18 protein-coding genes are annotated in these 16,966 nt (G+C 63.9%); 7 read left to right on the forward strand and 11 right to left on the reverse strand.

The genetic code is table 11. The features are described from left to right. Positions 1 to 15: 15 nt before the first annotated feature. The 3 genes from dsbG to dsbD are packed head-to-tail and all read right to left on the reverse strand — an operon-like array spanning position 16 to position 3,352. Positions 16 to 777, reverse strand: a complete 762-nt coding sequence (gene dsbG, locus HX824_RS29965) for a thiol:disulfide interchange protein DsbG (protein ID WP_003209017.1) — start codon at positions 775 to 777, stop codon at positions 16 to 18. After that, entirely contained in the window at positions 753 to 1,622 is an 870-nt protein-coding gene (locus HX824_RS29970; protein ID WP_087695093.1) for a TlpA disulfide reductase family protein, read from the reverse strand. The genes dsbG and HX824_RS29970 overlap by 25 nt, the downstream gene beginning before the upstream one ends. Continuing rightward, positions 1,622 to 3,352, reverse strand: coding sequence for a protein-disulfide reductase DsbD (gene dsbD / locus HX824_RS29975; protein ID WP_177055866.1), 1,731 nt, complete (start codon positions 3,350 to 3,352; stop codon positions 1,622 to 1,624). The genes HX824_RS29970 and dsbD overlap by 1 nt, the downstream gene beginning before the upstream one ends. Positions 3,353 to 3,527: 175 nt before the next feature. Between dsbD and HX824_RS29980 the strand changes: the two genes are divergently transcribed. The 5 genes from HX824_RS29980 to HX824_RS30000 all read left to right on the forward strand — a co-directional run bounded on the left by HX824_RS29980 (position 3,528) and on the right by HX824_RS30000 (position 8,280). Beyond that, positions 3,528 to 4,208: a response regulator gene (locus HX824_RS29980; RefSeq protein WP_003209011.1), complete on the forward strand. Its 681-nt coding sequence runs from the start codon at positions 3,528 to 3,530 to the stop codon at positions 4,206 to 4,208. Further along, positions 4,208 to 5,527: an ATP-binding protein gene (locus HX824_RS29985; RefSeq protein ID WP_008431673.1), complete on the forward strand. Its 1,320-nt coding sequence runs from the start codon at positions 4,208 to 4,210 to the stop codon at positions 5,525 to 5,527. Before HX824_RS29980 ends, HX824_RS29985 begins: the two co-directional genes overlap by 1 nt. A 123-nt stretch (positions 5,528 to 5,650) precedes the next feature. Continuing rightward, the gene (locus HX824_RS29990) at positions 5,651 to 6,424 is read left to right on the forward strand and encodes an N-acetylmuramoyl-L-alanine amidase (protein WP_003209007.1); all 774 of its coding nucleotides are present in this window, start codon (positions 5,651 to 5,653) and stop codon (positions 6,422 to 6,424) included. A gap of 150 nt (positions 6,425 to 6,574) precedes the next feature. After that, entirely contained in the window at positions 6,575 to 7,975 is a 1,401-nt protein-coding gene (locus tag HX824_RS29995) for an aspartate aminotransferase family protein (protein ID WP_177036849.1), read from the forward strand. Between the two features lie 80 nt (positions 7,976 to 8,055). Continuing rightward, positions 8,056 to 8,280: an MbtH family protein gene (locus HX824_RS30000; protein WP_003209001.1), complete on the forward strand. Its 225-nt coding sequence runs from the start codon at positions 8,056 to 8,058 to the stop codon at positions 8,278 to 8,280. A gap of 149 nt (positions 8,281 to 8,429) precedes the next feature. On the opposite strand, the gene HX824_RS30005 is transcribed toward HX824_RS30000, so the two are convergent. Genes HX824_RS30005 through HX824_RS30040 form a run of 8 tightly spaced genes read right to left on the reverse strand, consistent with a single transcriptional unit; the run spans position 8,430 to position 14,584 of the window. Next, positions 8,430 to 9,377, reverse strand: a complete 948-nt coding sequence (locus tag HX824_RS30005; protein WP_177055868.1) for a metal ABC transporter solute-binding protein, Zn/Mn family — start codon at positions 9,375 to 9,377, stop codon at positions 8,430 to 8,432. Then, positions 9,377 to 10,276, reverse strand: a complete 900-nt coding sequence (locus tag HX824_RS30010; RefSeq protein WP_003208998.1) for a metal ABC transporter permease — start codon at positions 10,274 to 10,276, stop codon at positions 9,377 to 9,379. Before HX824_RS30010 ends, HX824_RS30005 begins: the two co-directional genes overlap by 1 nt. Further along, positions 10,273 to 11,019 carry a metal ABC transporter ATP-binding protein gene (locus HX824_RS30015; RefSeq protein WP_102369603.1) on the reverse strand — a complete coding sequence of 249 codons (747 nt, stop codon included), beginning with the start codon at positions 11,017 to 11,019 and terminating at the stop codon, positions 10,273 to 10,275. Before HX824_RS30015 ends, HX824_RS30010 begins: the two co-directional genes overlap by 4 nt. Beyond that, positions 11,016 to 11,936 carry a metal ABC transporter substrate-binding protein gene (locus tag HX824_RS30020; RefSeq protein WP_023659272.1) on the reverse strand — a complete coding sequence of 307 codons (921 nt, stop codon included), beginning with the start codon at positions 11,934 to 11,936 and terminating at the stop codon, positions 11,016 to 11,018. The genes HX824_RS30015 and HX824_RS30020 overlap by 4 nt, the downstream gene beginning before the upstream one ends. A 26-nt stretch (positions 11,937 to 11,962) precedes the next feature. Beyond that, positions 11,963 to 12,523 carry a DUF6162 family protein gene (locus HX824_RS30025; protein WP_177055870.1) on the reverse strand — a complete coding sequence of 187 codons (561 nt, stop codon included), beginning with the start codon at positions 12,521 to 12,523 and terminating at the stop codon, positions 11,963 to 11,965. Continuing rightward, positions 12,520 to 12,849 carry a hypothetical protein gene (locus tag HX824_RS30030; RefSeq protein WP_003208992.1) on the reverse strand — a complete coding sequence of 110 codons (330 nt, stop codon included), beginning with the start codon at positions 12,847 to 12,849 and terminating at the stop codon, positions 12,520 to 12,522. The genes HX824_RS30025 and HX824_RS30030 overlap by 4 nt, the downstream gene beginning before the upstream one ends. After that, positions 12,846 to 13,385 (reverse strand): hypothetical protein, encoded by a 540-nt coding sequence (locus HX824_RS30035; protein WP_008431660.1) that lies wholly within the window; start codon positions 13,383 to 13,385, stop codon positions 12,846 to 12,848. Before HX824_RS30035 ends, HX824_RS30030 begins: the two co-directional genes overlap by 4 nt. Beyond that, entirely contained in the window at positions 13,382 to 14,584 is a 1,203-nt protein-coding gene (locus HX824_RS30040; protein WP_087695105.1) for a PepSY domain-containing protein, read from the reverse strand. The genes HX824_RS30035 and HX824_RS30040 overlap by 4 nt, the downstream gene beginning before the upstream one ends. Before the next feature lie 251 nt (positions 14,585 to 14,835). On the opposite strand from HX824_RS30040, the gene leuC reads away from it, so the two are divergent. Both leuC and leuD read left to right on the forward strand, forming a co-directional pair. Further along, entirely contained in the window at positions 14,836 to 16,257 is a 1,422-nt protein-coding gene (gene leuC / locus HX824_RS30045) for a 3-isopropylmalate dehydratase large subunit (protein WP_102605704.1), read from the forward strand. Next, positions 16,254 to 16,868 carry a 3-isopropylmalate dehydratase small subunit gene (gene leuD, locus HX824_RS30050; protein WP_102605705.1) on the forward strand — a complete coding sequence of 205 codons (615 nt, stop codon included), beginning with the start codon at positions 16,254 to 16,256 and terminating at the stop codon, positions 16,866 to 16,868. Before leuC ends, leuD begins: the two co-directional genes overlap by 4 nt. The last annotated feature ends 98 nt before the right edge of the window (positions 16,869 to 16,966 follow it).

The following is a 16,966-nucleotide window of genomic DNA, read 5'->3' on the forward strand; positions in this document are numbered from 1 at the left end:
TTTCCAACAGTCTGCTTATTTCGGACCGAGAATCTTCACCAGCTTATCCGGCGACGGCGCTCCTTGCTGTTGCTGCAATCCACCCTTGTCATCCAGATAGAAAATTGCCGGCGTGGCCGACAACTCCAGTTCGTCCATCAGCTTCATATTCGAATCAAGCTTGGCCTGGATATCCGCCGGGATCTTCTCCAGCGCCTGCAACTTGCTGCCTTTACCGGCCGACTCATGGGCTTCCAAGGCCTGTTGCGGGTCCTTGGCGGCAAACAGCGCGGCCGACTTGCCCGGGCTGTCTTCACGGATAATCCCCACCATGATGTGCCGCAACTGTACCTTGCCCGACTTCACCCAAGGCCGCGCCTGCTCCCAGAACATATTGCAGTACGGGCAGTTCGGGTCGCTGAACAGGTACACGATGCGCGGCGCGTCCTTGTTGCCGTCCTGGATCCAGTTGCTGTGTTCCATCTTGGCCCAGACTTCCTTGGCCATCGGCGCATACACCAGTTTCTCCAGCGGCGCGGTGCTCAGGTCATTGCCATCGGCGTCGTACAGGTTGCCGGCAATCACGCTTTTGCCATCGGCAGTCAGGTACAGCGCCATGCCACGGTTCTGGTATTGCGCCGCGTAACCTGTGAGGCCGCTGGGCGCATCGAACTTGCCGATGATCTTGGCCCCCTTGGCTTCGATGTTCTTGATCGGCGCCGGCCAGTCTTCGGCGTGGACCAGGCTGGCGGCCAGGGTCAGGGGCAGGAGTGTCAGCAGGTGGCGGAGGCGGAGCATGGCGAATTCCTTGTGGTGGCCGGCAAGGCCGGTTTGGCGGGGGTCGGCTCGAAGCGTTCCATGGCGCGGGCCAGGCTGGCCTGGGACAACTCGCCCAGGTGGCTGTTGATCAGGCGGCCGTCCGGTTGGTAGAACAGGGTCGTCGGCAAGGCCATGGAGCCGACGGCCTGGCCGAGGCGGCCGCTGGCGTCGAACAGCACGTTGTCCAGGTTCAGGCCCTGGGTCGCCAGATAGGTGGCGACGCTTTGCATGCTTTCGGCCTGGTTGACGAACAGGAAGGTCACGTCCGGGCGCTGGCGCTGGGCACTTTCCAGTACCGGCATTTCGCGCCGGCACGGCGGGCACCAGGTGGCCCACAGGTTGATCACCAGCGGGCCGCCCTTGTAGTCGGCCAGTTGCACGGTTTCGCCATTGGCGTTGCGCAGGGCAATGTCCGGCAAGTGCGTGCCTTTTTCGTAGAGGGTCAGGGACAGGCTGGTCAAGGCCCAGAACGCCAGGCCGGTGATCACGCCGGCGCTCAGTGGCTTGCGCAGCAGCGGGCGGCGCCAGCCGTAGATCAGCGCGCCGATGATCAGCACGATCACGCCGGGCCAGGCGAGAAAACCGCCGTCGCGCAGGTCGACGATTTGCAGCGGGTCATTCTGGTAGTACGACCAGTACATCAATACGAAGCTGACGCGTGCGGCGAGCATACCCAGCAGAAACAGGGTGAACAGCACCGACTCGGGGTTCTCGCCGCCGCGCTTGGCCACCCGCCAGCCCACCAGGGTGGCGAGGATCAACGCCGTGATCAGCAGCAAGTGATTCAGGGCGATGGCGAAGGTGCCGATGGTCAGTGTCAGCATCAGAGGGCTTCCTGGGCTTGGGTCCAGCGTTGCAGGAAGGCGGCGGCGTCGACTTCGCCGGTGATGCGCTGGGCGCGGCGCTCTTCACCGTCGGGGCCGATCCAGACGAAGCTCGGAGGGCCGGGGACCTTGTAGCGGCCCAGCAGCTCGCGGCTGGCGGCGTTGTCGGCGGTGACGTCGAGGCGCAGCAGGCGCACATCCTTGAGGGCGTCCAGTACCTCGGGTTTGCCGAACACCTGTTTTTCCATGATCTTGCACGACACGCACCAGTCGGCGTAGTAGTCCACCAGCACCCATTGGCCCTGGGCCTTGGCACTGTCGAGCTGGCTTTGCAGCACGGCCGGGTCGTTGATGGTCATGAAGGCTTCGTGGGCGGTGGGAGCGCCAGCTGCCCGCGAGCCGCTGTAGACCTTCAGCGGTTGCCACAGGTCGTCGCTGCCGCCGGCCGCGCCGATCACCAATACGCTGCCCCAGAGGCCCAACACCAGCGAACCGGCACCGAACAGCATGGCGGTACGCCCGAAATCGCGGGCCAGGCGCCAGCCGCAGTAGGCCATGACCAGCGCCAGCACACCCCACAAGCCGAGCCACAGGGTTTCACCGACCACCGGGCGAATCATCAGCACGGCGGTGGCGAGGAACAGGAAACCGAAGATGCCCTTGAGGATATTCATCCAGGTGCCAGGCTTGGGCAGGAAGCGGTTGCCCACGGTCACCAGCAGCAACAGTGGCACACCGATGCCGATGCCCATGGCAAACAGGATCAGGCCGCCGTGCAGGGCGTTGCCGCTTTGGGCGATGTACAACAGCGCGCCGGCCAGGGGCGCGGTCATGCACGGGCCCACCAGCAAGCCGGACAGGGCGCCGAGCACGCCGGCGCCTACCAGGCTGCCGCCGCTTTGGTTGCGGCTGACGTTGTCCAGCCGATCGCGCAGGAAGGCCGGCAGTTGCAGTTCAAAGAAGCCGAACATCGGCAGGGCGAGAATCACAAACAACGCAGCGAAGCTGCCGAGGATCCACGGGGTTTGCAGCAGGGCGGCGAGGTTGCCGCCGAGCAGCGCAGCCAATACACCGAGCGCGGCATACACCAGCGCCATGCACACCACGTAGCTGGCGGCCAGGGCAAAGCCGCGCCGTGGGCTGGCGCCGCTGCCGACCACAAGGCCGGCGAGGATCGGCAACATCGGCAGGGAACACGGGGCGAAGGCCAGCAGCAGGCCCAGGCCGAAGAACACCAGCAGGCTCCAGCCCAGGCTGCGTTGTTGCAGGCCGCTGGCCAGGCTTTGGTCCTGGGCCTGGCCGGTGGCGGCGACGGCAGGGTTGCCGCCCAGGTCCACGGTGATCGATTGCGGCGGGTAGCACAGGCCGGCATCGGCGCAGCCTTGCCAGCCGAGCTTGACCTGGCCGGTGGCGCCGGCGGGAATCTTCACTTCCAGGCCCTGGCGATAGACTTGCTGCTCGCCAAAGAACTCGTCGCTGTGGGCTTCGCCCTGGGGCAACGTCGGCTTTTCGGCCAGGCCATCGAATTTCATGCGCTGCTGGTACAGGTAGTACCCGTCGGCAATCTGCCAATACAACTGGGTTTCGCCGGAGGCCAGACGCTCGGAGGTAAAGGTGAAGGCTTTGCCCACCGGGAGGAAGTCGGGTTTGGTCTCGAATGGATTGTTGCCAGGCGCGGCCTGGGCGAATCCAGCAAACACTACCAGCAGAAAGATAAACAGATGCCGCATGATCAAGCCTTAGTTCGAAGCAAGTGGGACACACAATGTGTGGCGTTGATTAACCGATGATTAACCGGGCTATCCTAGAAAGAAGCGATTATCCGGGATTCTTGGCGTTGGCGGCATAATGCACGCTTAATCCACTGCCTTTTTAATCACCCTCACATTTTGCAAAGGGTTCACCATGCACGTACTGGTCTGTGAAGACGACGAGCTGATCGCCAGCGGCATTGTTGCCGGGCTCAGCGCCCAGGGCCTGACGGTCGAGCGCGTCGGCACGGCTGCGGCTGCCCGGGCGATGCTCAAGGTGGCGGAATTCGACGTGATGGTACTCGACCTCGGCCTGCCGGATGAAGACGGCTTGAAGCTGTTGCAGCAACTGCGCAGCCAGGGCCTGGAGATTCCAGTGCTGATCCTGACCGCACGGGATTCGGTGACCAACCGCGTCGACGGCCTGCAGGCCGGTGCCGACGACTACCTGCTCAAACCCTTCGACCTGCGCGAACTCGCCGCACGCCTGCACACCCTGTTGCGCCGGGTAGCCGGCCGCAGCGTCAACCTGATCGAGCACGGGCGCCTGACCTACAACCCCAGCAGCCGCGAAACGTTGCTGGGCGGTGAGTCGGTGGACCTGTCCCGCCGCGAGCAGGCGCTGTTGCAGGCCCTGTTGCAAAACCGTGGTCGGGTGCTCTCCAGCGAGCAGCTCAAGGACAGCGTCTACGGCCTGAACGACGAACTGGAAAGCAACGCCCTCAACGTGCACATCCACCACCTGCGGCGCAAACTCGGCAACGGCATCGTCGAAACCGTGCGCGGCCTGGGCTATCGCCTGGGCCCGGCTGACGGTGGAGAGGACGCTTCGTGATGAGCCTGCGCCTGCGGCTGACCTTCAAGCTCGGCGCAGCCTTCGTGCTGATCTGGGTCCTGGCCGCCGCGTGGATGCTCAACGACCTGCGCAACCAGATGATGTTCTCCCTCGACCAGCGCCTGGTGGCGTCGGCGCGCATGGTGGCGGGGCTGATGGAACAGATGCCCGGCCTCTCCAGCACGGGGGAGGGCGCGCACTTCAGCGCCGAACAGTTGAATGTACCGGGCGGCATGGCGTGCCAGGTCAGTTCCTTGCGTGGCGTGGTGCTCGCCCGCAGCCACACCACGCCGGACCAGGGCCTGGAGTCGCGCAAGAGCGGCTTTCGCGACCAGATGATTGATGGCGTGGGCTGGCGCAGCTTTACCCTGTCCCGTGGCGATTTGTTTATCACCACCGCCGACCGGCAGGTGGAGCGTGAAGCGTTGAACCTGTCGATCCTGCTGGCCGCCTCGGTGCCGGTGGGCGTGGCATTGTTGGGCTGCCTGTGCCTGTTGTGGCTGGGGATCGGCCAGAGCCTGTTGCCGCTCAACCGCATGCGTGACGCCTTGATGCGCCGCAGTGCCGACTCCCTCGAACCGTTGCAGATCAGCCCGCTGCCCAGCGAACTCAAGCCACTGCTCGACACCCAGAACCAGTTGCTGCAACGCATCGCCAAGACCATCGAACGCGAACGCCGCTTGACCGGTGACGCGGCCCACGAACTGCGCAGCCCGTTGACCGCGATCAAGACCCACCTGCAAGTGGCGCGCATGACCGAAGGCGCCGCCCGTGACCAGTCCCTGGCCCATGCTGAAGAGGGCGCCGACCGCTTGCACCGCACCCTTGAGCAGTTGCTGCTGCTGGCGCGGGTCGAAGGCAGCCTGTCGTTTGATGACGGCCTGCAATCGAGTGCCGAGCAAGTTGCGCAACTGGCGATCCAGGATGCCAACGGCGGCGACAATCAGCGTATTGACCTGATCCTGGCAGACGGTTTGTCCGAAAAACCTTTGGAAATGCCGGTGGGCCTGGCCGTCGCCGCCCTGCGCAACCTGCTGGACAACGCGTTGCGCCACACCCCGGCCGATACCCGGGTGGAGCTGAGTGTGTCCAGCGCTGGCGACAATGTGGTGTTCCGGGTGCGTGACCATGGCGCGCCGATTTCCAGCGAAGACTTGCAACACTTGACCCAGCGCTTCTGGCGCAACGGCAATAGCCCGGGTTGCGGCCTGGGGTTGGCGATCGTCCAGGCCATCGTGCAGCGCTGCTCGTGCTCCCTGAAATTCGACAGCCAGGCCGATGGCATGCGCGTCGACCTGGGCATGCCGTTGCGGCGCTGAAACCTTCTTTTCACAGCACACATAGCTACCGCCATCCTCAAGCGCAACGCTTCAGGATGGCGGTCATTTTTTTGTGTTTGAACCGGCTGAATGACTCGGCCTGTGTTGAAAAGGACAGCCCCTATGTTGGTTATCGATTCCACGTATCCCGCAAACGACTTCAATGAGCGCAATGGCCAGGCCGTGCGCCAGGTGATTGTGCATTACACCGCCGCGCCCTTTGCCTCGTCATTGCGTGCACTGACCCGCGACGGTTTCAGTGCCCACTACCTGTTGGCCGACCCCCATGACGCCAGCTACCGCGCCGCCGGCTATGACGAGTTGCGGGTATTTCGCCTGGTGGACGAAGCGCAACGCGCCTGGCACGCCGGCACCAGCCACTGGGCCGGGCGCGATAACCTCAACAGCCGCTCCATCGGCATTGAAATCGTCAACCAGGCCCGGGATGACGCCGGTGTGTTGACCTTCCCGGCGTATGGCGCAGAGCAGATTGACGTGTTGATCGCCTTGATTCGTGACATTCAGGTGCGTTACCCGGCGATCGGTCCTACCGACATCCTCGGGCATTCCGACATTGCCTATTGGCGCAAGAGCGACCCCGGCCCCCGCTTGCCATGGCGCTGCCTGTTCGAGGCGGGCGTGGGGGCCTGGTATGAAGAGGTGGCCAAGATGGCCTATCAACGTCGGTTCGACATCGGCCTGCCGCCAGAGGTTGAGGTGGAGCGGGCGTTCCAGCGCTACGGTTATGCCCCGGCGAAAAATCGCCTGGGTTTCCAGCAACGTGTCCGTGCGTTCCAGATGCATTTTCGGCCCTCTGACTACAGTGGGCGGCTGGATGCGCAGACCTGCGCGATCCTGTATGCGTTGAATGAAAAATACACCGGGGTGGCCGGGTAAATCCGCTAAAGCTGTTTTTAACGACCACAGGTGTAAATCCTCCCTTCGCTGATGCGTTTCCAGAACAGGAAATCCGTGCGCGGCCCTTGGGCCTGGCGCCAACGGGTGGGCAGTTTGGTCACCATCATCAGCGTATTGAGGGATCGAGAGATGTCAGTCGCTACCAGCCGTATCGAAGAGACCCAGGCGGTCCCTGCGGAAACGCTTTACCAGTTCGATGAAACCCCGCTGCTGGCCCGCCAGCGCCAGCAGGAATCCAATGCCCGCAGCTACCCACGGCGCATTCCCCTGGCGCTCAAGCGCGCCCGAGGGATCTATGTCGAGGACGTCGAAGGCCGCAGCTTTATCGATTGCCTGGCCGGTGCCGGCACCCTGGCGCTGGGGCACAACCACCCGGTGGTGATCGATGCCATTCGCCAGGTGCTGAGCGATGAATTGCCGTTGCACACCCTGGACCTGACCACGCCGGTCAAGGACCAATTCGTGCAGGACCTGTTCGGCCTGCTGCCGCCGGCGCTGGCGCAGGAAGCCAAGATCCAGTTCTGCGGCCCCACCGGCACCGATGCGGTGGAGGCCGCGCTGAAACTGGTGCGCACCGCCACCGGGCGGAGCACGGTGTTGTCATTCCAGGGCGGTTATCACGGCATGAGCCAGGGCGCCCTGAGCCTGATGGGCAGCCTGGGGCCGAAGAAGCCACTGGGCGCGTTGCTCGGCAATGGCGTGCAATTCCTGCCATTCCCGTACGACTACCGTTGCCCGTTCGGGCTGGGCGGCGCGGAAGGGGTGAAGGTCAACCTGCATTATCTGGAAAACCTGCTCAACGATCCCGAGGCCGGTGTATTGCTGCCGGCGGCGGTGATCGTCGAGGTGGTGCAAGGCGAGGGCGGCGTGATCCCGGCTGATCTCGACTGGCTGCGCGGCCTGCGGCGCATTACCGAGCAGGCTGGTGTGGCGTTGATTGTCGACGAAATCCAGAGCGGCTTTGGTCGCACCGGCAAGATGTTTGCCTTCGAACATGCCGGCATTGTCCCGGACGTGGTCGTGCTGTCCAAAGCCATCGGCGGCAGCCTGCCGCTGGCGGTGGTGGTGTATCGCGACTGGCTCGACACCTGGTTGCCGGGCGCCCATGCCGGGACCTTCCGTGGCAATCAGATGGCCATGGCGGCCGGCTCGGCGGTGATGCGTTACCTCAAGGACCACGACATTCCCGCCCACGCGGCCGCCATGGGCGAGCGCCTCGGCGAACACCTGCGCATCCTGCAGCGCGACTTCCCGCAGTTGGGAGACATTCGTGGCCGTGGGCTGATGCTCGGTGTGGAACTGGTGGACCCCGCCGGTGCGCCTGATGCCCAGGGCCACCCGCCGGTGCATCGCCAACTGGCGCCGCTGGTGCAGCGTGAATGCCTCAAGCGCGGGTTGATTCTCGAACTGGGCGGGCGACACGGCAGCGTCGTGCGTTTCCTGCCGCCGCTGGTGATTACTGCCGTAGAAATCGACCGTGTGGCCGAGATTTTTGGTCGCGCCCTGGCGGCGTCGGTCACCAGCCTCTAATTTTTTATCGGGCTGGCACGTTCCTTCTTACATCAGCTGTGCGTGGTGCGCAGCCAGCCTTACCCCGACGGAGAACAGCAATGACCTCAGTATTCGACCGCGAAGACATCCTGTTTCAGGTAGTGGTCAACCATGAAGAACAATATTCCATCTGGCCCGACTACAAGGCCGTGCCGGAAGGCTGGCGCACCGTGGGCAAGAGCGGGATGAAGAAAGAGTGCCTGGCCTACATCGAAGAAGTGTGGACCGACATGCGTCCGCTGAGCCTGCGCCAGAAGATGGATAGCCAGGCACTTGCCGGCTGACCCGGACCTCGGGCATAACACCGACTCAAATGTGGGAGCGGGCTTGCTCGCGAAGGCGTTGTTTCAGTCACCGTATGTGTTGACTGTCACACCGCATTCGCGAGCAAGCCCGCTCCCACATTTACTGTGTTTCGCCGGTGAGAGGCGCGTTACAGCGCCTTGATCACCTGATCCACATTGCCTTCCAGTTCCGCCACCGGGTCGGCGCCATCGGTGCCCAGCACCAGCAACTTCGCCCCGCCCGCCGTGACCGCCGCCTGCACTGCATCGCTTGGCTTGCGGTGATGCAGCACCACGGCCACCTCATTCTCCTTCAAGCCTTCGCTCAGTTGCTGCAACGCCTCGGGTGTCCACTCGGTATCCGCCCTTGCATCGGTGCTGACCAGCTCCAGGTTCAAGCCACTGACGAGATAAGCAAAGTGATCGCTCAAGCTGGCCACCGTCAGGTTATCGGCCTTGGCCAGTCGCGCTTCGCTGTCGGCGGTGAGCTTGAGCAAGCGTTGCTTGAGCGCGGCCAGGTTGGCTTCGATCTGCGGCTTGGCCTCGGGTGCCAGGCGGCTCAGGTCGGCGGCCATCACATCGGCCATGCGCCCCATGTTGTTGCTGGCTTGCCACGGCTGGCTGTTCAGGCCGTCGGTGGCGCCCGGCTGCACGGCAATCCCCGGCAAGCCGCCGTCCACCGGGCGCGCGGCGTCGACTTCGACGATGCGGATATTGCTGCGCCGGGCCACCGGGTACAGCGGGTCGTCGGGCCACAGCGAGCGCAGGCCGATGGCTGCATCGGCGTCCAGCGCCAGGGTGTTCAGCGCCTGCGCACCGCGCCCGGTGAAATAGGCGACTTGCCGCGAGCCGGGCAGGTTGGCTGGTGCCGCGCGCTCAAGCTGCACATCAGTGCCTTTGAGCAACACCTGCGCCAAGCCATAGGTGATCGGCAAGGCGGCGAGGACTTTCACCGGTTTTGTCGCCTTGGCCTGGTTCAAGGCAGCATGGCCAACGCCTTGGTTGGCGGTGATCTGTAGTGGCTTGACGCCGTCGGCGGCGAATGCCGGTGTGGCGATGGCCAGGGCCAGAAGCAGTGGTCGAAACATCGGGCGCATTATCCAAGATTCCCTTTCAGGCTGGGGACCGTGCCGCGGGCGATGGCGGCGAGGGCGAAGGCGATACCGGCTACCAGGATGATCGCGGCACCGGACGGAATCGGCAGGTCGAAGATGATCGGCAGCAGGATCCCGCACAGGGTGCTGACGGTGGCGATCACCACCGAGATCCAGAAGAAGCCCTTGAGCGACTGGCTCAACAGGCGTGCGGCGGCCGCCGGAATCACCAGCAACGCACCCACCAGGATCGCGCCGATGACCTTGACCGCCGCCACGGTGATCAGGGTCACCAGGATCACGAACAGGTAGTCCAGGGTCTTCACCGCCACCCCGCGCACCGCCGCCAACTGCGGGTTGAAGCTGGCGAGCATGATGCGGTTGTACAGTGGCAGGGCCAGGGCCATCACCAGCGCGCCGACAATCGCCAGCACCAACAGGTCATTGCCGTTGACGGTCAGCACCGAGCCGAACAGCACGTTTTCGAGAATGTGCACGTTGATCTTGCCCGCCAGAATCAGCAGCAGGCTCGCGCCCAGGGCCAGGGACACCGAGAGGAATACGCCGATCAGCGTGTCCGGCGCCAGGCCGGTGCGGTTGCGCAAGTAGTTGAGCAGGATCCCGAACAACAGGCAGTAGCCGAACAGGCTGCCGTAAGGTCCGGTGTACGGTTCCCCCAGCAGAATGCCCACGGCCACGCCGGTCAGTGCGGCATGGCCCACGGCTTCGGAAAAGAACGCAAAGCGCTTGACCACCACCAGGGTGCCCAAACCACCCAGCACCGGGCCGATCAGCAGGCCGGCGAGCAGGGCGTTGACTACAAATCCATAGGCCAGCGCTTCCGGCAGATACCCGGAAGACGCCCAGCCCTGGACCATCAGGCGAAAGGCTTCATAGCTCATAAGGCCGGGCTCCGTGGGTGGGTGGAGAACAGGGTCAGCAGGCGGTCCGGGGTCAGTGCCTCTTTCGGCGTGGCGTCGAACAGCACACGGCGGTTCAGGCCGGTGACGCGATCGGCCAGGCGGCCGACGGCTTCCAGGTCGTGTTCGATCCACAGCACAGTGATCCCGGCCTGGCGCCAGTCGTTCAGCAGCCGCTCGAACACCTGGATCCCGGCTTCGTCCAGCGCCGACATCGGTTCGTCCAGCACCAGCAATTGCGGTGCCGGGATCAAGCCCTGGGCCAACAGCACCCGCTGGCGTTCACCGCCAGACAGCGCACCCATGCGCCGCTTGCGCTTGTCCTGCATGCCGACCCGTTCCAGTGCGTCGCCAATCGCGGCGGCGTAATGTTTGGACAGCCCGAGAAACGCCGGACGCCGCTGGCACATCGCGGCCATGAAATCGTCGACGGTCATCGGCAAGCCCCGGTCGAACTCCAGCGCCTGGGGCACGTAGCCGATGGTGCCGGGTGCATCCGGCCAATGCAGGCTCAACTGGCCCTGGTGCGGCGTTTGCCCCAGCAGGGTCTTGATCAGCGAGCTTTTGCCGCCGCCGTTGGGGCCCACCAGCGCATGGATGCTGCCGGGCTGCACCTGGAAACTCACTGCATCGAGGATCACCGTACGGCCCAGGGTCAGCGCGACGTTATCGAAGTCGAGGGTCGGGCCAACGCTGGCCACACTCAGGTGTTCAGCCGCCGTCATGCCCCGGACTCCTGAATCGCCCGCACCACGGTGTTGAGGTTGCCGGTCATTTCCACTTCGTATTTTTCCGCGCTGTAGTCGCCATAGGAAATATGCGACAGCGGGTACAGCTTCACCCCGGATTCACGCTGGATGGTGTCGACGTAGCTGGACGGGAAATCCATCTCCGAGAAGATCACTTTCACGTCCAGTTCCCGCAGTTGGTCGATGGTTTTCTTCAACTGGCTGGGGCTCGGCTCGATGCCGTGGGCCGGTTCCACCACGGCGGTGACTTCCAGGCCGAATTCCCGCAGCAGGTAGTCATATGCCGCGTGCACGGTGGCCACCCGCAGGTCGGGGTTGGGCGCGCTGGTGAGCTTGGCCAGGGCGTCGGCGCGCATCTGGCGCAGGCGCTTGCCGTAGGCGCGGGCGTTCTGGGTGTAGGTCTTGGCGTTGTCCGGGTCGAGTTTGCCCAGTTCCCGGGCAATGTTGTTCACCTGGGCAATCGAGGCGCTGATGGACAGGAAGGTGTGCGGGTTGACCACCTTGCCCGCACCGCGCGCAGCGTTGCCGGTGGCGGCCAGCAGCGGCACGTTGGCGTTGGCCTCGATCACCGGGATGTCCGGGCGCTCGCTGGTGGCGATCATGCGGTCGGCGAAATCGTCATGGCCGACGCCGTTGAGCACGATCACATCAAGGGTGCCGATGCGTTTGATGTCTTCGGCGCGGGGTTCGTAGGCATGGGGATTGAAACCGGCCGGGATCAGCGGGACAACTTCAGCCTTGTCGCCGACGATATTGGCGACGTAGCTGTAATACGGGTGCAGGGTGATGCCGATGCGCAGGCGCTTTGCCGGGTCGGCACTGGCGAACGGGGCCAGCAGCACGGTGATCAGGCCGACCAGCACCAGACGTAATAATGGAGATGAAATAGACATGGTCTTCTCTCGGCTGCAACGTGAATTCAGTGACGATGCTGGCGGGTGACACCGGCATCGAATTGCGCGACTACCTGCTGCCAGCCCGCGCTGATCAGCGCCTGGTCAGTGAGGTCGGTGGGGGCGGTGAGGTGGGCGCTGCGGTTGAGCCAGATATCCGGCTCGGCGCCGCGGATGCGCATCAACAGCGAACCGCTGAGGTCCGGCGTCTGGCTGAGGCCCAGATAGGCCGCGTCCAGCAACTGCCAGCGGTGGTCGCCACGGCTCACCGAACTGGCGTCCTGGGCGAAGGGCGCGAAGCCCTCTTCGGCCAGCTGTTCAGGCGTCGGCAGGACGCTGTGTTCCTCCTGCAGCAAGTGGATTTCATCCAGGGTCACCCGCAGGTCGGCATAGATGCCTTGCTCGGCGGCGCTGAGGTCGCGGCGGGCGTCCAGTTGGTGGCTGGGCACGGCGGCGATCTCCTGGTTTTCACCGCGCAAGGCCACCACCGTGCCGGCAACGGCGAGGATGATCAGGCACAACAGCAGGACATACAGGGTTTCGTGCCCGGCGCCGGCCGGGCGCACGACTTGGGTTGTACGGCTCATTGGGGCTGGATATCCGCTTGGTCGATTTCCACCACGTGGCCGGGGCCGGCATCAAACAACACGTAGAACTCGGCGGAGGGTTTCTTGAAGGTCAGCTTCGAGTCTTCTCCCAGCTTGCCTGGCACCAGGATGGTCTCGTCGTAGCCGATCACATCCAGGGTCACGCCGGGGGCACCGCTGCCATCAGAGAAACCGCCGGTGCACTGGATCTGCTCGCCGGCGATTTCCTTGCATTCGCACATCGGGTTGTGGGCCAGGGCGACGGTACTGAAACCGGCACTGAGGATCAGCGCGCCAACGGTGCGGGCCAGTTGCGGCAAAGTCATGGTTTAACTCCTCGTTTTTTCAGCCAGTCGATGGTGGCCGGCGATGCCTGGCTCAAGGGAATGGAGGCCTGGTGCATGGCGCCGTCCCAGCCTTCCATGGTGATCCACACTTCGGCGTCCAGCGGGGTGCGCTCAGGGATCGGCAACGCGGCGCCCATGCGGTATGGGGTGCCAAAGAAAATCACCCCGGCCGCCCGCAGGCTGCGGGGCTTGCCGATACGCAGGTAGGTCGCCTTGACCTGGTCGATGCACGTGGCACACAGGGCAGCGTTGAAGGATTTCATCGGGCCTGCCGGGTCCGGGCGCGGCGGCTCGTTGCGTAGCTCGGCGAGCTTCAGGCTCCAGGGGCCGACCTGTACTTCGCCGATCTCCCGTTCACCCAGGCCGCTGTCGCCGCGAAACAGTGCCGCGTCGGCAAAGTACTTGGGCATGAAGCCCAGGGGCACCAGCAACAGCAGGATATTGATGTGGAAGCGCCATTTGAGCCAGAAGGCCCGCAGGGGCGAGGGGGGTTGAACCGTCATGGCCTTGTTCATGGGTTGGCCTCCGTGGTCTCAGCCTGCAAGGCCTGGGTTTTCGCCGGTTGACGGGCTGCCTTGGCTTCGCGTTTCAGCGCATTGAGGGTGGCCAGGGCCGTGCGTTTGGTCCAGATCAGCAAGCCGCTCAAGACCATCATGCTCAGCACCAGGCCGAAGAAGGCCCAGATCAGCTTGATCCAGATCCCGCCAAAGTCCCCGGTGTGCAACGGGCGCATGGATTCGGTGACGAACTCCAGGGCCGAACGGTCGGACAGCAGGTGCGAGGCGGCGATTTCGCCGTTGTACGGGTTGATTTCCGCGGTCTGGAACATCAGCGGGTACCAGCCACGCCCGCCGATGCGCAGGTGGCTGTAGGCGTTGCTGGGCAGGCTCACGAAGCTGGCCTCAAGCCCGGGAATGCGCTGGGTGGCGATGTTGATCGCCTCGTCCAGGGGAATCATGGGCGCCGGTACGCCCGGGGCGGACATCGGCACTTTGTCGCGGGCAATCGCCGGGACGATCGGCTCGCTGGAAATGGTGATCTGGTTATCGCCCAGGATCGCCTGGATCAGGAACCAGGTGCCGGTGATCGAGATCACCGCGATAAACCAGATCGACCAGATGCCGCTCAACCGGTGGAAGTCGCCCCAGAAAATCCGCGCACCGTGACGAATGCGCAGGGTCGGCCTGAAAAAACCTTTCCAGAAACGCTTGTAGACCACGAGGCCGGTGACCAGCGAGGCCAGCAGCGGCAAGCCCAGCAGCGAGACCAGGTACCAGCCCCAGCTGTAGCCATTGGTGAAAGGCACCAGCCACCAGCCATGCAGGGCACGGGTAAATTGCTGGAAGTTGAACGATGGGCTGATGCCCTGGATCACCCCGGTGTATGGGTTGACGTAGACCTCCAGCGAGCGCCCGTCGGGGTAGCTGAGGTCGGCGCTGAGGGCGAAGTGCGATTCGTCCGGGCGGCTCAGGGATTCGACGATCACCTGGGGTTCGGCGCGCTTGATGGCGCCGATCACCTGGTCGTAGGTGAGCGGTTCGGCATCGTCCGACGGCTTGCTGGCGCGGATGTCCGGGTTGGCCAGCCAGACGATCTCCTGGCTGACCACCGCCAGGGTGCCGGTGACGCAGACGATCAGCACAAAGAACCAGATGGGCAATGCCAGCCAGCTGTGCACGAGAAACCAGAGTTTTGAGCGTGACTTCTTCGACATGTGAATGAGGGTCTTGATCGGAGGGAGGCGGTAAAGGCCCGGAAAACGCCACCCGTAGCTTTTGCTGACGCGAGCGGCTGTATCTAAGTTAAGACGGATGAGAAACACAAAACCCTAAGGCGGATATGAAAGTAAATGTTTCAGATACGCATTCATGCAACACGAAACATGTTCCGAGCCATCACCAAGGCGGGATTGATGGGGCGGGGGCGCTGCCTATGATGGGGTCATACCGTTGAGCGAGCCCCATAATGACTTCTGCCAGAACCCTCTACGACAAACACATCGATTCCCACACGGTGTGCCGCCTGGATGACCAGGGCCATGTGCTGCTGTACATCGACCGCCAGGTGATCAATGAATACACCAGCCCGCAAGCTTTCAGCGGCTTGCGCGAGGCGGGCCGTGGTGTGTGGCGGCCCGGTACGGCGCTGGCGGTGGTCGACCATGTGAACCCCACCACGCCCAAGCGCATCGCGACCATGCCGGATGCGGGCGGCGCGCGCCAGGTGTCGTACCTGGCGGAAAACTGCCGGGATTTCGGGATCGAGCTGTTGGATATCCTCGACAAGCGCCAGGGCATCGAACACGTGATCGCCCCGGAGCAGGGTTTTATCCTGCCGGGCATGGTGATCGCCGCCGGCGACAGCCACACCACCACCTACGGGGCCTTGGGCGCGTTCGGCTTTGGCATTGGCACTTCGGAAATCGAGCATTTGCTGGCCTCGCAAACCCTGGTCTACAAGCGTCTGAAAAGCCTGCGTGTGACCGTGGACGGCGAACTGGCCCGTGGGCTGACCTCCAAGGACGTGATCATGGCGCTGATCGGCAAGATCGGTGCCTCGGGTGCCACCGGCTACGCCATTGAGTTTTGTGGGTCGACCATCGATGCCTTGAGCGTCGAGGCGCGCATGACCATCTGCAACATGGCGGTGGAAGCCGGCGCACGTGGAGCGTTCATGGCGCCGGACGAAAAAGTCTTCGCCTACCTCAAGGGCAAGCCACGCGCGCCGAAGGGCGAGTTGTGGGAACGCGCCCTGGTGGGCTGGCGCCAACTGCACTCGGATGCCGACGCGGTGTTCGACCTCGAAGTGCAGCTGGATGCCAGCGCCCTTGAGCCGATGGTCACCTGGGGCACCAGCCCCGACCAGGCCGCCCCCATCGGCGCCCGCGTGCCGGACCCGCAAGACATCAGCGACCTGATCCTGCGCCAGGACATGCGCCGCGCCTTGAACTACATGGGCCTGGAAGCGGGCATGCCGTTGAGCGACATTGTGATCAGCCACGCCTTTATCGGCTCCTGCACCAACGCCCGCATCGAAGACCTGCGCGACGCCGCCAGCGTGGTGCGCGGCAAGCACGTGGCCGACCATGTGCGGGCGATGATCGTGCCGGGCTCCACCGAAGTGCGTGACCAGGCCGAAGCCGAAGGCCTTGCCGCGGTCTTTATCGACGCCGGGTTTGAATGGCGCCAGTCGGGCTGCTCGATGTGCCTGGCGATGAACGACGACGTGCTGGAGCCGGGCGACCGCTGCGCTTCCAGCACCAACCGCAATTTCGAAGGCCGCCAGGGCGCGGGTGCCCGCACGCACCTGATGAGCCCGGCCATGGTCGCCGCTGCGGCCATCACTGGCCGGCTGACGGATATTCGCCACTTTGGAGACCGCACATGAGCTTGCAACCCTTCACTCGGATCACCGGCAAGGCGGCGCCGATGCTGGCGGCCAATATCGACACCGACGTGATCATGCCCAAGCAGTTTCTCAAGGGCATCGACCGCAACGGGCTGGACCGCGGGTTGTTCTTTGATTTGCGCTTTTTGCCCTCGGGTGAGCCTGACCCGCAGTTTGTGCTGAACCAGCCGGCCTGGCAGGGCGCGAGCTTTATGGTAGTGGGGCCGAACTTCGGCTGTGGTTCCAGCCGGGAGCATGCGGTGTGGGGCCTGAAGCAGATGGGCATCCGCGCGTTGATCGGCAGCAGCTTTGCGGGGATTTTCTATGATAACTGCCAGCGTAACGGGGTGTTGTTGATCACGCTGGAGGAGGCGGTGTTGCAGCGGTTGGGGCAGATGGTGAGTCAGCCTGAGCAGGCGCAGATCAGTGTGGACCTTGAGGCGCAGGAGATTCTTTTGGCGGACGGGCAGGTGATTGCGTTCCAGATCGATACGTTGCGCAAGACTGCGTTGTTGTTGGGGTTGGATGCTATTGGCACGACGTTGCAGCGCAGTGAGCAGATCGAGGCGTTTGAGCGGGAGCATTTGGCGGCCAATCCTTGGCTCGGGTGATGGGGCTGTGGTTGCAGGTTGGCTGCTCCGCACTGCCTGCGTTCGGCCTTGGGATGAATGGGGCAGTCAGATCAAAATCAAGAGCACAGCGGCCTCCC

It is taken from the genome of Pseudomonas sp. D4002, from assembly GCF_013385665.1.
Taxonomy (GTDB): domain Bacteria; phylum Pseudomonadota; class Gammaproteobacteria; order Pseudomonadales; family Pseudomonadaceae; genus Aquipseudomonas.

Bases quoted from the DNA above. Each gene is read 5' to 3' on its own strand.
- HX824_RS30015 (WP_102369603.1), bottom strand. From the start codon at position 11,019: ATGACGGCGGCTGAACACCTGAGTGTGGCCAGCGTTGGCCCGACCCTC.
- HX824_RS29985 (WP_008431673.1), top strand. From the start codon at position 4,208: ATGAGCCTGCGCCTGCGGCTGACCTTCAAGCTCGGCGCAGCCTTCGTG.
- HX824_RS30025 (WP_177055870.1), bottom strand. From the start codon at position 12,523: ATGAGCCGTACAACCCAAGTCGTGCGCCCGGCCGGCGCCGGGCACGAA.
- HX824_RS30030 (WP_003208992.1), bottom strand. From the start codon at position 12,849: ATGACTTTGCCGCAACTGGCCCGCACCGTTGGCGCGCTGATCCTCAGT.
- leuD (WP_102605705.1), top strand. From the start codon at position 16,254: ATGAGCTTGCAACCCTTCACTCGGATCACCGGCAAGGCGGCGCCGATG.
- dsbD (WP_177055866.1), bottom strand. From the start codon at position 3,352: ATGCGGCATCTGTTTATCTTTCTGCTGGTAGTGTTTGCTGGATTCGCC.
- HX824_RS29970 (WP_087695093.1), bottom strand. From the start codon at position 1,622: ATGCTGACACTGACCATCGGCACCTTCGCCATCGCCCTGAATCACTTG.
- HX824_RS29995 (WP_177036849.1), top strand. From the start codon at position 6,575: ATGTCAGTCGCTACCAGCCGTATCGAAGAGACCCAGGCGGTCCCTGCG.
- HX824_RS30035 (WP_008431660.1), bottom strand. From the start codon at position 13,385: ATGAACAAGGCCATGACGGTTCAACCCCCCTCGCCCCTGCGGGCCTTC.
- HX824_RS30010 (WP_003208998.1), bottom strand. From the start codon at position 10,276: ATGAGCTATGAAGCCTTTCGCCTGATGGTCCAGGGCTGGGCGTCTTCC.
- leuC (WP_102605704.1), top strand. From the start codon at position 14,836: ATGACTTCTGCCAGAACCCTCTACGACAAACACATCGATTCCCACACG.
- HX824_RS29980 (WP_003209011.1), top strand. From the start codon at position 3,528: ATGCACGTACTGGTCTGTGAAGACGACGAGCTGATCGCCAGCGGCATT.
- dsbG (WP_003209017.1), bottom strand. From the start codon at position 777: ATGCTCCGCCTCCGCCACCTGCTGACACTCCTGCCCCTGACCCTGGCC.
- HX824_RS30000 (WP_003209001.1), top strand. From the start codon at position 8,056: ATGACCTCAGTATTCGACCGCGAAGACATCCTGTTTCAGGTAGTGGTC.
- HX824_RS30005 (WP_177055868.1), bottom strand. From the start codon at position 9,377: ATGCGCCCGATGTTTCGACCACTGCTTCTGGCCCTGGCCATCGCCACA.
- HX824_RS30040 (WP_087695105.1), bottom strand. From the start codon at position 14,584: ATGTCGAAGAAGTCACGCTCAAAACTCTGGTTTCTCGTGCACAGCTGG.
- HX824_RS30020 (WP_023659272.1), bottom strand. From the start codon at position 11,936: ATGTCTATTTCATCTCCATTATTACGTCTGGTGCTGGTCGGCCTGATC.
- HX824_RS29990 (WP_003209007.1), top strand. From the start codon at position 5,651: ATGTTGGTTATCGATTCCACGTATCCCGCAAACGACTTCAATGAGCGC.